The organism is Amorphus sp. MBR-141 (assembly GCF_053628695.1).
In genome coordinates, this window is sequence record NZ_JBRJGW010000035.1 from 1 (window position 1) to 15,128 (window position 15,128).

Consider the following 15,128-nt stretch of genomic DNA (forward strand, 5'->3'; position numbering starts at 1 on the left):
TTCAGGGGAATAGCGCTTCTTCGGCATTCTCAGCTCCAATGTTGGAGCCGAAATCTAACTCACAACAGTGGCCACTTGCCGGGGAGCAGGCCACTTCTACCGGCCCGCGAGCGATCACATCCAGATGCCGCCGAAGGAGGCCTTCCGCGGCAGCCCGACCAGCACGCCCGGCGAGGCCTACTACTCCACCCTCTGTCACGAGCTGGTTCACTGGAGCGGTGTCCCCCACCGTCTGGACCGGATCCTCAAGACCCGCTTCGGCAGCGAAGCCTATGCCGCCGAGGAGCTCGTCGCCGAACTCGGAGCCGCCTTCCTCTGCGCAGACCTCGACATCAGCCTGGATCCCCGTCCTGATCACGCGGCCTACGTCGCCACTTGGCTCAAGGTCCTCAAGAACGACACCCGCGCCATCTTCACCGCAGCCTCCAAAGCCCAACAGGCCGTGCAGTTCCTGCACGGTCTCGGGGAGGAGGACGACGCGTCGGGAGAGGCGGAGGCGGCCACCGAACAGGTGGTCGCGTGAGGTTGTGGAATTGTGCTTGGGGTGAAGCTGCCGTCCATGCTTGCGCTCCGGAATGGGGAGCATTCGACGCACTTCGTGTCGCGCCTGCCAAAGCAGACAGTCCTTGGTTCTCAAATTGGCCACGTCAGCCGGTGATGCTAACATCGAGGCCGTCTCCCTGAGGTTTTCCAGGTGATACGAACCGCTCATCTGTTGAATGACAAGAGCTGTGATCGAGAGTCCAAAACCGCTAGCAGATCTCTTATTGCATCGACCGCCGAAGATCTGCTTGGCTGTGCCAGCGCGTTTAGAATTGCTTGTCGAACGGCTGGGAGACTTGGCTGCGGCGGCGGTCCTGGGATTCTGGCCGACCCCGCCGAAAGCGGGCCTCCATGAATTACCGAAGAAGCCTCGTGAGTATCCTCAAAAGTGACCCGCCGAAAAAACATAAAGTAATCCTAGATCTTTGCCGATATCAAATCGCCCAACGCTTCGTAGTTTATCTTTGTCTTAAACAGATGATACCGCATGTAAGCTGAAGCCGCTTCCATTTCGCCGCGGCGGATCAGGGCGATGATCTCGATGTGATCGCGAGACTGGCCATAGTACCGCTCCCGGTCGATCATCGTGCGATAGACGATAAGGCGGCGGATCTTGTTCATGCGCTTGAGCGTGTCCAGCATGTACTGGTTCCCGCTGGCGGCCAACAGGGTTTCATGGAACCGGGACCCGCGCTCGTAGAGTTGCTCGCCCGACGCCGTTTCGATGCCGCCACCCAGGAAATTGCGCTCCGCGTCCTCCAGCTTGTCGAGTTCCTCGGTATCGATCTGGAATTTCGGCTCGAGCAGTCCGGCCGGCTCCAGCGCAAGGCGCAGCCGGTAGCTCTGTGCCAGGGCATCGGGCGTGGTCAGCATCTCGTTGAATTGCCAGCCGTAACCGGGGCGACGTTCGATCCACCCTTCCTGTTGAATACGGGCCAGTAGGTTGCGTGTGGCCACCTGAGACAGGCCGTAGCGGTCGCGCAAGGACGATTCCGACACGATCTCAGGCAGGTTTCGGTCCATCACGTCGTTGGCAATCTGGAAGTATACCTGAGTGGTCTGATCCGGCCCGATGTCCTTCAGTGCCTCGGGGCTGGAGATGTTCTCGGTGACGAAATACCCGCGATTGGCGACGCGACGGATCACGTCCTTCTTGGCAAGTATCCCCAGGGCTTTCTGAATGGGCGTGCGCGAGGTGCCGAACTGGTCGGCCAGCGACTGCGTGGACAAATGGTCGCCCGGTTCGAAGTGTCCTTCCTGAAGATGCCGGCTGATTCGGTCCACCAATTGAACGTTGAGGTTGGACTTGTCCGAAGAGCGCCGTTTCCGCGAGATTTCGGCCATAGACTATTCCATCGTAACCCTGCCGCGACCCATTGCGGTTCCGGAAATCGGGGGAGGCAAGCGCACCGATACCCGTCCGGCAGGCGCATTGTAGATTAGGCTATCTGATCGTCTGAGCGGTGAACAGACATGGCGCCTCGACGGCTCTGCCGCCTGGACCTGGCAACCTGACGCATCGTCTCGCAAGACGCGGCACGGCCGCGCCCGTAAAAGCAATCTCCTCGGGCCTCTCTTCGAGGCGGTGCCGACGTGGCGGTCCTAGCTGCCCGTCGAGGGTGGGCTTGAAGGATAGGCCGATTGCAGCGGTTCGCTGCGAAGCTCCTCCATCGAGGATACGCCCAGCAGAGCCATTGTGGTCGAGAGCTCTTTCAGCAGTAGCGTCATCGCGTGGCGCACCCCGGCTTCGCCGTGCGTCGCGGCCGCGTAGAGAAACGGCCGACCGGCCAGAACGCAGTCAGCGCCCAGCATGTAGGCCTTCGCGATATCGGTACCGCGCCGAACGCCGCCGTCGAAGAGCAGGGGAAGATCGGGCGCTGTCCTGCGAATCTGGGGGAGGGCGCGCAGCGGGGAGATCGCGCCATCCAATTGCCGCCCGCCATGGTTCGAAACTACGATGCCATCGCAGCCGCAGTCCATGGCACGCAAGGCGTCGTCAGGATGCAGGATGCCCTTCACCAGGAGTTTGCCCTGCCAGTTCGCGCGGATGAAGGAGATGTCACGCCAACTAAGCTTGTCGCGCGCAATGCGGGAGCGCGTCACGTTGGACGCGAACAGCGGCGGGCCCTGAACTGCTTCCATATTCTCGAAATGCGGCATTCCGCGGTGTAGAAATTCGCGTCCCAAGGTGCCGAGGGTCCAGCGCGGATGGGTCACGCCCTGCCAGATCAGCTGCGGGGTCATGCGAAACGGCGCATCGAAGCCGTTGCGAGCGTTATTTTCGCGGTTGCCCGATACAGGTACGTCGCCGGTGATCACCAGTCGGTCGTAACCGGCAGCCGCGACCCGTTCAATCAGTGCTTCTATCCGCCCCTGGTCACCCGGCACGTAGGCTTGGAACCATTTCGACCGACCTTCTTGCGCGACGCGCTCCAGCGGGGTGAGTGAAGAGGCCGAACAGATGGCGAACCCGCCTTCCGCACGGGCGGCGCGCGCCAGCACGACATCCCCGTCGAATGCGGCGAGGGCACAGAAACCCATGGGCGCAATGCCTATTGGCGCCGCCAGCCTTTCGCCGAATAGCGTAGTCTCCAGGGAGCGGTCTGATACATCGCGTAGGATCCGCGGCTGAAACGCGAAATCCTGAAATGCGCGCCTGTTCTCGTTCAGGCTCCAATCCGTCTCGACGCCCCCGCCCACGTAGCCGAAGATTGACCTTGGCAGCAGCTGGCGAGCCTGTTTCTCGAAGTCCTGCAACGCGTAGATCGAACGCAATCTCCGCGCCGTCGCGGGCTTCTTTCGCTCGCTGACGGCAACTGAGGTCTCACTGGACTGATCCAGCATGGGGCGGCACTCCTAAGTGCGGTGTTCGCGGTCCGGAACACGCGAGGTCACAAAGCGCCGGCGCGGCGCAGCCTGTGGGGCGGAACCCTTGATCGGTTTCGCTGCGGTCTCATCCATGGTCAGCCCCTCCTCCACCCAGCGCTCGCCGAAAATCGATTTTCAGATTGCACTTTACCAAGGATATGAGCAATTTTTGAAGGGTGAAATTCGAAGCGGGATTGCGCTTGGCTCCCGACTCGATTCGAGTTTTCTGAAATAGACAAGTTACTTCAGTATATTAAGAGACTATTCGGATCTCTGCTAAAATTTCTAAGGCTATTGACGGACCATCCGTATTGCCTTTAATTAGCGAAAAGTGCAGTCTTGCTGCGGCATCGGCACTGCTCATTCTGCCGGTGGTGGGAGGAAGTCTATGAACCCCGAGGACCGCAGCGCGCCTGCCGGCGCGTCAGGGGTGCGCGTGCCTGCGCCCGTACTCGATCTTGCCTTTGGTGCCTGCATCGCTGCCGGGTGGGTATGGTATTACCTCACGGCGGACGGGATCGCCGTGCCGCTGAACAAAATCGATCCTGGCCCGGCCGCCTTTCCTCTCATCCTGGCATGGGCCACCGGGCTGACCCTGATCAGCATCATCGCCCTGGCCGCTTACCGGGTCTTCGCCGGCGCTTCGGGTCGGTCCGTGGCAATCAAGCGGCCGCTGAGTGTATTGGCCACGGTCTGCCTTTTCGTCGCGGGCGCCTGCGGATTTGAGAAACTTGGCGCGCCGATCAGCGTCTTGGCCCTGTCGATCATAGCCATGCTGGCGTGCGGAGAGCGCCGCCTGCTTCACTTGATCGGTGTTCCGGTGGCGATCACAAGCTTCATCTATGGCGTGTTCGTGCTCGGACTCTCCGTCAATTTGCCCTGAGAGTGCGTCATGCTTGAAAATCTGCTTTTGGGCGCCTCCGCATTTGCCGATCCCATGGCATGGCTGGCCCTGCTGTTCGGCGCCACGTTCGGCTACATCATCGGCGCAATTCCGGGGCTCGGTCCCACCCTCGGCATCGCGCTATTGATCCCGTTCACCTACGGTATGGACCCGGTCGTCTCGATCGTAGGGCTGGTCGCGCTCTACGCGGCGGCCGAATATGGCGGAGCGATCTCTGCCATCCTCATCAACTCGCCCGGCACGCCGGCGGCGGTCGCAACCTCCTGGGACGGCTATGCTCTCACGAAAAAGGGGCGCGCCGGAGAGGCATTGAGCGTTTCCATCGTCGCCTCGGGCGCTGGCATCTTTGTCGCCTCGACGTTCTTGGTGCTGACCGCGGTTCCGCTGTCCGAACTGGCTTTGAAAGTCGGCCCCGGAGAGTATTTCGCTCTCGCATTGCTGGGTCTCAGTCTCGTGGCCGGCCTGGCCGGTGGCTCTGCCTTGAAAGCGACGCTCGCCATGGGCATCGGCCTGATCCTGGCCACTATCGGTCTGGACGTTCAGACCGGCGTTCCGCGGTTTACCGCCGGCCATTTCGAATTGTTCGAAGGTCTGCCTCTCGTCCCCGTCCTGCTGGGGCTCTACGCCTTGTCCGAAGTCCTGGTCATGGTCGAGCAAGGCATCGCCCAAAAGGCAGAGAGCGTACGCGGCACCGGCCTGATGTCCCTGCCGGCCAAGGCGATGATGCCGTTCAAGGGCGCGGTGCTGCGGAGCTCAGTCATCGGCTACGCGATCGGCGTCATTCCGGGCGCCGGACCCGCCATTGCGTCGTTTCTGTCATACAGTGTTTCCAAGCGTCTTTCGAAGACGCCCGAAGCCTACGGGCACGGGGCGCTCGAGGGCGTCGCCTCCTCGGAGGCCGCGAACAACGCTGCCGTCGCTGGGGCTCTTGCACCGTTACTGGCTCTGGGCATTCCGGGGTCGGCGACCGCCGCCGTGCTGATCGGCGCATTCATGGTGCATGGGATCATGCCGGGCCCGCTGCTGTTCACCAACACGCCCGAGATCCCCTACACGCTGTTCGTGTCGCTTTGGCTCGGCGTGCCGGTGATGATCCTGATCGGCCTAGCCGGGGCGCGGCTCTGGGCCCGGGTCGCCGAGATCCCAAATCCCGCGATCGCCGCCATCGTCACCAGCATCTGTTTCGTCGGTGCCTATGCCTCCGAAACCACGATGTTTCCTGTCGTCGTGATGACGGTCTTCGGTATCCTCGGATACCTCCTGCGCAAGATGTCGGTGCCGCTGGCACCAATCATCCTCGGCCTGGTTCTGGGCGAGATGATGGAGACCAATTTCCGACGCGCCCTGATCACCGCCAAGGGCGACATGGCCATCTTCTACAACTCGCCGATCACCATGACCCTGCTCGCCCTCGCGGCCCTGATCCTCTGCGTGCCCGTGCTGTCGCGCCTCCGGCACCGCGATAAGGCCGCACCGCGCGAAGTGTCTCAGCAATAATCCGCCGAAAGTCCCCAGAGAGAACCGGAGCGCAGCATCGATCCGCTTGCGGATCGGCCAGCGCAACACTCAAACCAACCAAAGGAGTGACTGTCGTGACGCTGACACAGAACATCAGGCATATGGCCCGCAACCTGACATGCGGGGTGGCCGTCGCCCTCATCGCCGCCGGCGCGGCAGCGGCTCAGGACGAATGGCAGCCGGAGGGTCCGGTCGAACTGATCCTCCATACCAAGCCCGGCGGGGGCACCGACGTGTTCGCCCGCACCCTGGCCGCGGCGTTGGAGCCGGAAATCGGTCAGTCCTTGATTGTCGTGAATGCCCCCGGCGGCGGGGGCGCAACCCAGATGAGCAGGATCCGCGCAGCCGAGCCGGATGGGCTGACGCTGGGCGCCAATACGGTCACCCATTTCACCAACATGCTGACCAACCTGCGCGGCACTTTCTCGCCGGATGACTTCTCGTGGATCGCCTTGGCGCAGATCGATTCCTCGATACTCTTCGTGCGCAAAGACTCGCCCTTAAACGACCTGTCCGATCTCATCGAACTCGCCAAGGAGAAGGAGGGCGAGGTCAATATAGGCGGCTTCGGACCTGTCGGGTCCTTTCCAAACATCACCATCGCCATGCTTGAAGAGGCGACCGGCGTGACCTTCAATTGGGTCGCCTTCGAATCCTCGCCCGACATTTCGGCGGCCGTGCTGGGCGGTCATGTCGATGTCGGCATCAATAGCTTGGGACCGGTGGTCGATCTGTTCAATGCCGGGCGCCTGAAGGGTCTGGGCGTACTGGCAGACGAGCGTCTGACGACCTTGCCCGAGATGCAGACCTGGGCCGAACAGGGCATTGAAGCCGACACCAGCTGGCAGCAAATCCGCGGCATCTACGGCCCGAAGGGCATGCCGCTCGAACTGCAGCAGAAGATTGCAAACGCCTTCCACAAGGCAATGCAGTCTGAGTCCTATCAGACCTATGCGAAGGCGGCTGGTGTGCAGAACAGCGACATGGGCCCCGAGGAATACGAGGCCTTCGTCGGCCGACTGATGTCGCTCGCCGAGGTGCAGCTCACCAAAGCCGGCCTCATCCACTGATCCATGGGCCCTTCCGTCGCGGCGGAAGGGCCTCATTCCAACGGGCGGGGGATGATCCAGCCTGTGGCCGTCACCTGGAAAGGACCGTTCGCTGTGTCTGCCAACTCGCAGTTCAACATGGATTTCGTCAGCGCCAAAATCATTCGGGGCGGCTCGTCCAAGGGTGTGTATCTGGAGCGGGAAGACTTGCCGCCGGCCGGTCCGCAAAGGGATGCGGTGATCCTGAAGATCTTCGGGTCCCCCGATGCCCGCCAGATCGATGGGCTGGGCGGGGCGGACAAGCTGACCAGCAAGGTCGGCGTCATGGGCCCCCCCACCCGCGACGATTGCGACATCGACTTTCTCTTCGGCCAGGTCAATCAGGCCCTTCCCAAGATCGACTGGACCTCGAACTGCGGTAATCTGTCTTCCGGAGCCGCATATTATGCGGCACTGAAGGGCATGGGCCGCCCCGACGGAGATGCGCTGGAAGTGCGTATCCACCAGGTCAACCTGGGGCGGCGGCTGATCGCCCGTGTGCCCCTGCGTGGCGGAGCGCCCGACGTTACCGGGGACTACGCCATCGGCGGCGTGCCGGGCACATCGGCTCGGCTCGACCTGGACTTCGTTGATTTTGCCGGCGCCGTGTTCGGGAAGGGGGTCCTGCCCACCGGCAATCCGATCGACCGCGTCGATGTCGACGGGCTTGGACCTCTAGACATGAGCCTCATCGATATGGCCAATTTCCATATCTTCGTGCGGGCCGAGGATGTCGGCCTTGCGCCAGACCTGCCAGTCGCTGCATTGCAGGCGGACGAGGCGTTGGTTCAGCGACTAGAGAACACGCGCGCTGCAGCTTGTCGCAAAATAGGTTTCGGCGATGGCCAGGATTTGTCGGAGCTGATGAAGATCAGCGTCAATCCTTTACTTTACGTTGTCGCGCCACCACGGGACTACACGCAATCGGATGGGGCCACCGTATCGGCGGAGGCCTACGACTTGTTTTCGCGCTCCTTCGCGCGCTTCGAATTTTCGAAGGCCTATCCGGCCTCGGGGAGCATTGCGACGACGGTTGCGACGGGCATTCCCGGCACCGTGTCCAACTCGTGTGTGGATCCCAGCATCGTGGCCGGGGACGCTTTCACCGTCAGGACGGGGCATCCCTCTGGCATCCTGGCCGCCGATGCGGCGTTGGATCGTGCCGAAGCGAGCGTTGCGTATGCACGCATCGGGCGGACCGCTCGTTTGCTGATGGACGGCAAGGCCTTCTTTCGCCACGAGCATTAGCAGGACGCGGCTGCCGGGAACGCTGCCCTGATCAGGCGGGATGGACCCTGCTCCGAGCTCGAGGCTCAGGGCGCATTTTGCCGGCCTTCCCTTGTTGCTTCTGGTCATGTTGCCAGCAATTTCAGCAGTCTCGTCAGGTTACAGGCGGCCGTGGTCATCGTGAACTGCGCGCCGAGCCTTTCGGTGCCGCGCAGCGTCTTCTGGGCCATCGAACCCACGGCCTTGGCCCAGCCGAAGGGCTCTTTGAGAGCGCCGGTGCAAACTTCGACCACGGTAGCGGCGGGATAGTCCGGCCGCGGGCGGCGTAAAGGTCGTCTGCACACTTGGAGCGCGCCCCTGCGGCTGGACAGTTTGGCCCCGAAATGTTGACCCGGCCGGGGTCCTGATAAGGAAAGCCCCATGACGAAGAGACCTCGCCGGAACAGTACCGCGAGGCCGTGCGAGGTTATCGAGGCCTGTTTCAATGGCGAGTCGATGCGTGAGTTCAGCCAGAGATGCGATGTTTGCGGGACTCTGATCCCGATCTGGATCGAGAAATACGAGCCCTGAGAGATCGACGACGACTCGGTTGAAGAAGAACTGCTGCCTGAATACGAGACGCGGATTGCTGCGCTCGAACGGCTCGTGGGGAGTCAGGCGCTCAAGATCGAGTTTCTGAAAGGGGAGGCTCGTTGGCGCGAATGATCGCAGAGAAGCGCGCCTGGATCCGCGATCACCGACCCGTAGCAATCTCCGTCAGACGGGGTGCGAACTGATGGAACTGCCTCGTTCTAGCTTCTATGCATCTCCCACTCCGGCGCAGGGAGATCCGATGAGCGGCGAGGTCGGGCCTGCCGCCCTTCGTTCTGTTGTCCCGTGTTGGTCGCCGTAGAACGCGCTGGACATCATTGAGCGTATTCGTTAAGTATTGAATAAACTATTCGCGCCCGCATTGCGGTTTTTGCCCTGAGTTACCATAACAGGTTCAGGGTAAACATCAGACGTATGCGGGAGGCAAGATGTACGTTGTCCCACATTTATTCGCATCACCTCGCCAGAGACTGGCGGCGGTGACGGCTCATAAACGGGCCAACCTGTCCGGCATTCGCCCCCTGACGGGGGCTCAAGCCGGGACGGATCTTGAGGACGCGAGGCGCGTCCGGGAGGTGCGTCATGGGGCGTAGGGCGCTTGCCGCGGAGGCCCGCCAGGCTGCCATCCTGGACGTGCGGTTGCCGGGTCCCCAGCGCGCCTTTATCGCCGAGTGCGCCGCGCGCGGCGGCACGTCCGTGGCCGACTATGTGCGCGGCGTACTCGCGGGCGCGCGGCGCCGGCCGTACCGGCGGCGCTTCGAGCGGCTGAAGACCGACGCGAAGATCCGGGTGCGGATGACGGTGGCGGAGCTGGACCGGCTGCGGTCGCTCGCACGAGAGCGTGGCATGAGCCTTGGTCGCTACGTGCGCCTGGTGCTGTCCGGTGCTCGGCCCCGGGGTCGGTCGGCGGCTCCGCAGGCTCTGAAGCAGGTGGTCTACGAGCTTCAGTCCATGGGGGCGAACTTCCGCCAGCTCGCAATGAGTTTGGGTGATCCCGACTACCTGGAATGGCGCACCCATGTGGCGGTGATCCTGGTGCGCGATTGCGTCCGGGCGGTGGACCGGGCCGAGGCCATGGAAGAGCTGCTGGATCCGATCAACCGTGCCGGCCACCTGCTGAACGGGCTGGCCTACCGTACCAACGCCGGCCATGCGGTGACCGAGGTGGAAGAGGCAGCCGTGCTCGAGGCCGTGGCCGCTGCCCTCAAGCCGCTGGAGGACTGCGTCTGGGCGACAGCGTCGCCCGAGCGCTGAGTCGGAGAGCGGTCATGCGGTTCAAGGTGGGCAAGCAACAGCCGGTGAGCTTCCGGGCGGCCGCCCTCTATCTGGCGGGCCAGACCCGCAAGCATCGCGAGGCCGAGCGGGCGCGAGAGTCGGAGCGCGGTGCGGGACGTTCGGGCGGACGCGACGACGGCGGTCGCCTTGGCGAGACGTCGAGCCCGGGGTCCCGTGGCGAGCGCGTGCTCTGGGTTGAAGAGCGCGGACTTGGGACCACCGATCCGGAAGACGCAGCCCGTATTATGGCGATTACCGCCGAGCGCTCCCAGCGGGTACGCCAGCCGGCGCTCCACTTCATTGTGGCCTTCGACCCGAAGGATGCCCGCCGTGGCCGGGTCGATCCCGACTCCATGCGGGAGATTGCCGGCGAGCTCACCGAGAAGCTCGGGCTGAACGATTATCAGATGCTGATCTACGCCCATGGCGACCGTGAACATCCCCATCTCCACTTCCTGGTGAACCGGGTTCATCCCGAGACCGGCCGGGCCTGGAGCCAGCGCAACATCGGGCGCAGGCTCACCACCCTGTGCCGGGAGATCGCCGAAGAGCGCGGCCTCAATGCGCTGAAGGAGCGGAGCCGGGATCGCGAGCACGAGCGTGGCCATGCCGACGATCGGACGGGGCCTGTTCCCGATGGCGAATATCGCACGGCCCAGCGGGAGGGCCGGGAACCGAAGGCGCCGTTCGACCGGGAGGCGCTGGCCGAGCTCAAGACCAGCCTCGCCCCGGCGTTCCGCGAGGAGACGAGTTGGGCGAACCTGAGCGGCCGGCTGGCGGCCCAGGGCCTTTATCTGCGCGCCAAGGGCCAGGGGCTGATCGTCACCGACGGCCGCGCCTATGCCAAGCTCTCCCAGCTCGGCAAGACCGTCCGCCTGAAAGAGCTGGAAGACCGCTTCGGCGAACGCTTCGCCGACTACTATGCGCGTGAGGCGAAGGACCTCGTGACTGAGCGAACACGGGACGGGTCGACCCGGTCGGAGGCAGACAGCCAGAGCGGACCCACTTCCCATGAGGACCGACTCTCCGAGGCCGCCCGGCGCCATTCCGACTGGCGGGAGACGCGCGACACCCCGGGTCGGGACCGCGGCGACCTGGACAGTCTCCACCGTGTCGAGGCTGCCGACTTCGAGTATCGTCGCTGGGCGCTCCTCGACGAGACGCTCACCACCTCGCAGAAACAGATCCAGCAGGCCGAGCGCACCATGCGCAGCCGCTCCTACGCGCTCGATCGCAACCGCGGCCGCGAAGTCGTCAGCTACGACCGCATGCTGCATCACATGAAGACGCTCTTTGCCAATCCGGCAAAGGCGCACGCACGTTGGGCCCAGCTTGAGCGAGAGCTCGGCGTCGGCGATGCGGCCGAGCTGGTCCGCAAGCAGCCCGGCCTGGTTGGCGGCCACACCCGCGAGCAGAAAGCCCACCGATCAGGCCGCATCACCGCCAAGAGCTGGGAGGCGCTCACAAAGGCTCGGACCCGCTGGCGCGATGCCCAGGCCGAGCTGGAAGACACCCGTCAGAAGGCGATCGATGCGCGCCACGCCGCCGAGCGCGTGCGCTCCAACTACCGCCATCTCCAGGCCCAGGTTGGCGACCGTGATCTGGTCAAACGCTACCTCCAGCGCTCGATCCGCCTGCGGGCCCGCGCCCTCGATCGCGTCAATCACCGCATGTTCGAGAAGAGCCGCCTTGCCGACGAGCGCATCGACCAGCTCCATCGGGCATGGCGCAAGCACAACGAGCGGGAGAGGGAAAGAGAGCGGGAAAGGGGACGGTGAGCGTCAACGTCACGGTCAAATGCAACGGCCGGCGGCCGCCACGTCTTGTTCAGGCGCGAGCGCTCGGAAGTGACGGACGGACTACGGGATGATATCTAAAACCGACGGTTGCTGATCCGCGGGCTTCAGGTTGCGGGCGTGGACTACCGCCGTCGCGCCGCGAGCGCCGTTGAGCTGTCTGGACATCACCATGCGGGGGGCATGCATGAACCAGTCCGAGATGGAAGCCATCCTGAAGCTCTATGAAGCGCATTTCGATCCGGCAGCCTATCAGTCGGCGCTGGTTGCGTTTGCCAGCATGTTTCCCGATGTCAGAATCATGCTGCAAATCGAGGGCTGGAAAAGCCGCGAATTCTCTCTGGCCAGTGTTTCCGCGAACATAGACCGATACGAAATGATGGAATACGCGCAAGTGGCGCATCTAAACCCGCTGGTAGACGAGTGGGAAGTCAAAAAATTTGGCGACAAATTGTTCAGTACAGAAAACTGGGCTCCCAGGGCAGACGTTAGAAAAACGCAATTCTTCAATGAGTATATGAAATCAAAAGATGAAATGGATATGGCCTACGGGTTTATTGTATTGGACAACTGGGAAAGCTATTGCGGCTTCAGCGCAACGGTGCCGGGCGCATTGAGCGAGGACGATCGATCGAGCCTGGCCGCGTCCATGGAGAGCATCCGCCCGCATGTGCAGAGCTCTTTTCGCATGGTGCGCGAACTCATGCAGCGCACTGCAACGGCTCAGACCGGTTCAATCATCGATCGGGTGGGCACACCCGTCGCCGTTTTCGACGATAAGAATCGCTTGGTCGTTCAGAACGCGAAAGCGGATGAGCTGTTCCGAAACGGCGGTGTCCTGTCACTCTCTCATCAGGGCACGCTTGTCGCCCGTGAGAAGAAAACGGTCGATCTCATTCAGGCCGCCGCCAACAAGCTGACAACGAATTCGCTTCCCGTTGGTCCACTGCGTGTGTCCAGACCGGATAAGGGCCCACTCATTCTTTACTTTGTGCCAGCCGGCGGCGCTGTTTCGATCAACCCGATTGTCGGGGCGTTCTCAGACGGGTTTCCTGCTTATATTCTTTACGTGCTCGATCCGGAGGACGTGGATCCGGCGCCAGTGGATGTGCTCACCACCGCGCTCGGGTTGACGCCGGCTGAGGCGCGGCTTGCCCAACTCCTGTACGAGGGCAACACGGTCAGGGAGGCCGCGGAGCAGTCTTCGACCGCCTATGCCACGGCACGCAACCAGCTCGGCGCGATTTCCCGCAAACTCAATCTCAATCGGCAATCAGAGCTTACTGGCCTGCTTGCCCGCCTTTTGGCGCGTGTACCGCGGTGACCGTTCGCAGCCAACCGGCTCAGATCTGCGTGGAACGTCGGGACACCGCGCCTCAGAGAAATACTCATTTCGTGGGCGGAGCATTCTGGGGGAGAGCGTTGTGACGGAGCCAGAGCTGGAAGCGATCCTGAAGCTCTACGAAGCACATTTCGATCCGAGTGCCTACGGATCTGCTTTGACCGCGTTTGGAGGGCATTTTCCTGATGTCAGGTTCATGTTCCAGGTTGAGGATATGACACCGCACAGATTTTCTCTCGATAGCGTTGCGGTCAATACAGACGAAAGGGCGTTTGAGGAATATGCCGAAGTAGCGCATCTCAATCCAATGACCAGCGTTGCCTCGCTGGGTAGCTCCGGAGCGCGCCTCTATTCGACAGAGGAATATGTTTCACGAGAGGCGGTGCGATCCTCAGATTTCTTCGACTTGTTCCTGCGACCGCGCGACCGCATGGATTCGGCACTTTTCTTCAACATATTCAAAGATCGCACTTGTTTTTCCGCATTTACAGCGACGGTCCCTGACCGCTTGAGTGAAGCTGACCGCGCGGTGCTCGGTCAGTCCATCGATCGCGTCCGACCGTACGTTCAGCGGTCGTTTCGCATGGTCCGCGAACTGATGCAGCGCACCGCCGTGGCACAGACCGATGATATCATTGATCGGGTTGGTACGCCGGTGGCGGTGTTCGATGCGGCACACCAGCTCATCGCCCAGAACGCGAAGGCCGAGGCCATGTTCCGCAGCGGCGGCGGCGAGCTGTCGGTTTCAAAGCGCGGAACCCTGATCGCCCGGGAGAAGAGATCGTCGGACCATCTGTATGCGGCGGCGGGCAAGGTCATGGCGGACTCACTGCCTGTCGGTCCGGTCCGCATCGCGCGTCCAGCCCAGGTTCCGTTGATCCTCTATTTCGTGCCGGCCGGCGGCGTTGGTCGCCTCAATCCGATCATCGAACCGTTCAAGGAAGGGTTTCCAGCCTATCTTCTCTACGTCCTCGATCCGGACGACGTGGACCCTGCGCCATTGGATGTGCTCACCACCGCGCTCGGGCTGACGCCGGCCGAGGCACGGTTGGCGGAATCCCTCCACAGAGGCAGTACTGTGAGGGAGGCCGCGGAGCAGTCGTCAACGGCCTATGCCACGGCACGCAACCAGCTGACGGCCATCACCCGCAAGCTCAACCTGAGCCGGCAGTCGGAGCTGACAGGGCTCCTCGCGCGCATCATGGCGCGGGTGCCGCGATAGACTGGCGATCAGCCGCCAACAACAGTGGCCAGATCAAAAGAGATCGACCACCTCGGTGAGATCGAGCAGGATAAGGACGATGCCGGCGAAAGCGGCGAATTCGATGCACATGCGGATCGTCACGATCACTCGGGTGATGTTGTCCATCGTCTGACGCCGAATGTCCTGTGACCAAGAATGGGTGAACTCTCACTATTCTTGGAGGACGCTGCAGCATGCGCATCATGCAGATGCTCTACGACTGGACGGTTTGGTCCGGTTCCGCTGCAAGCTGGCGATCGGGCAGGTGTATTGCGCTCTTCGCACCACATCGACGTAGAGAGCCAATCGCGGTGCTAATGCCGCCTCTGCGGCGCACCAGGCGAATGGCGGCTATCTTTCGTCTTGTTCCGACGACCTGCCCCAGAACGCGATCTTGTCTGCCCGATCGATCCAGCCAACGACGAAGTGCAGGGTTCGCTCGCCCCTATCGGTGACAGCGATAGCCGTGCAACGACGAAGCTCGGTGCCGTTTGCGATGCTCGAGGTTTCTTGCACCGAGTAGAGCCCGAACACGGCGAGATCGTCGTTCTCGGCCGCAAAGCCCGTCTGGACGATCCGCCGGCCCTCGTCGGCGTTGCAGGCCGGCAGCTTCGGCGGCGGCTTGGCGGTGGCCAGGCCGATGGTGACGCCGAAGACGGCGGCCGCGACTGCGATCATCGTGAACAGCTGCCAGGTGGCGGCGGTGTTGGGATTGGTGTTCGGGTCCATCGTG

General features: G+C 62.5%; 12 protein-coding genes and 1 pseudogene. 9 read left to right on the top strand and 4 right to left on the bottom strand.

The genetic code is table 11. From position 1 onward, the window contains the following. Window positions 1–67: 67 nt before the first annotated feature. Complete coding sequence (locus ACSSVZ_RS25830; RefSeq protein WP_453973740.1) at window positions 68–523, top strand: zincin-like metallopeptidase domain-containing protein; 456 nt, start codon at window positions 68–70, stop codon at window positions 521–523. Window positions 524–960: 437 nt separating this feature from the next. On the opposite strand, the gene ACSSVZ_RS25835 is transcribed toward ACSSVZ_RS25830, so the two are convergent. Both ACSSVZ_RS25835 and ACSSVZ_RS25840 read right to left on the bottom strand, forming a co-directional pair. Beyond that, window positions 961–1,887: a GntR family transcriptional regulator gene (locus tag ACSSVZ_RS25835; protein WP_453973741.1), complete on the bottom strand. Its 927-nt coding sequence runs from the start codon at window positions 1,885–1,887 to the stop codon at window positions 961–963. 258 nt (window positions 1,888–2,145) lie between these two features. Then, on the bottom strand, window positions 2,146–3,387 hold the full coding sequence (locus ACSSVZ_RS25840) for an alpha-hydroxy acid oxidase (protein ID WP_453973742.1): 1,242 nt from the start codon (window positions 3,385–3,387) through the stop codon (window positions 2,146–2,148). 412 nt (window positions 3,388–3,799) lie between these two features. Here ACSSVZ_RS25840 and ACSSVZ_RS25845 point away from each other — a divergent pair, with 412 nt between their 5' ends. The 4 genes from ACSSVZ_RS25845 (at window position 3,800) to ACSSVZ_RS25860 (ending at window position 8,169) form a co-directional block, all read left to right on the top strand. Continuing rightward, the gene (locus tag ACSSVZ_RS25845) at window positions 3,800–4,294 is read left to right on the top strand and encodes a tripartite tricarboxylate transporter TctB family protein (RefSeq protein WP_453973743.1); all 495 of its coding nucleotides are present in this window, start codon (window positions 3,800–3,802) and stop codon (window positions 4,292–4,294) included. Between the two features lie 9 nt (window positions 4,295–4,303). After that, window positions 4,304–5,812 carry a tripartite tricarboxylate transporter permease gene (locus ACSSVZ_RS25850; RefSeq protein WP_453973744.1) on the top strand — a complete coding sequence of 503 codons (1,509 nt, stop codon included), beginning with the start codon at window positions 4,304–4,306 and terminating at the stop codon, window positions 5,810–5,812. 95 nt (window positions 5,813–5,907) lie between these two features. Continuing rightward, window positions 5,908–6,903: a tripartite tricarboxylate transporter substrate binding protein gene (locus ACSSVZ_RS25855; protein WP_453973745.1), complete on the top strand. Its 996-nt coding sequence runs from the start codon at window positions 5,908–5,910 to the stop codon at window positions 6,901–6,903. Between the two features lie 51 nt (window positions 6,904–6,954). Further along, complete coding sequence (locus tag ACSSVZ_RS25860) at window positions 6,955–8,169, top strand: PrpF domain-containing protein (RefSeq protein WP_453973746.1); 1,215 nt, start codon at window positions 6,955–6,957, stop codon at window positions 8,167–8,169. A gap of 104 nt (window positions 8,170–8,273) precedes the next feature. On the opposite strand, the pseudogene ACSSVZ_RS25865 reads toward ACSSVZ_RS25860, so the two are convergent. Further along, window positions 8,274–8,417: pseudogene (locus ACSSVZ_RS25865) on the bottom strand (IS5/IS1182 family transposase); the annotation flags it as partial. Between the two features lie 904 nt (window positions 8,418–9,321). Between ACSSVZ_RS25865 and ACSSVZ_RS25870 the strand changes: the two are divergent. From ACSSVZ_RS25870 to ACSSVZ_RS25885, 4 genes are all read left to right on the top strand, one after another. After that, window positions 9,322–9,993, top strand: coding sequence for a plasmid mobilization protein (locus tag ACSSVZ_RS25870; RefSeq protein WP_453973747.1), 672 nt, complete (start codon window positions 9,322–9,324; stop codon window positions 9,991–9,993). Window positions 9,994–10,007: 14 nt separating this feature from the next. Further along, a complete protein-coding gene (locus ACSSVZ_RS25875; protein WP_453973748.1) occupies window positions 10,008–11,792 on the top strand; it encodes a relaxase/mobilization nuclease domain-containing protein in 1,785 nt (594 codons plus the stop codon). Window positions 11,793–11,997: 205 nt separating this feature from the next. After that, a complete protein-coding gene (locus ACSSVZ_RS25880; protein WP_453973749.1) occupies window positions 11,998–13,134 on the top strand; it encodes a helix-turn-helix transcriptional regulator in 1,137 nt (378 codons plus the stop codon). 100 nt (window positions 13,135–13,234) lie between these two features. After that, a complete protein-coding gene (locus tag ACSSVZ_RS25885) occupies window positions 13,235–14,374 on the top strand; it encodes a helix-turn-helix transcriptional regulator (RefSeq protein ID WP_453973750.1) in 1,140 nt (379 codons plus the stop codon). A gap of 372 nt (window positions 14,375–14,746) precedes the next feature. On the opposite strand, the gene ACSSVZ_RS25890 is transcribed toward ACSSVZ_RS25885, so the two are convergent. Continuing rightward, window positions 14,747–15,124 (bottom strand): hypothetical protein, encoded by a 378-nt coding sequence (locus ACSSVZ_RS25890; protein WP_453973751.1) that lies wholly within the window; start codon window positions 15,122–15,124, stop codon window positions 14,747–14,749. Window positions 15,125–15,128 lie beyond the last annotated feature (4 nt).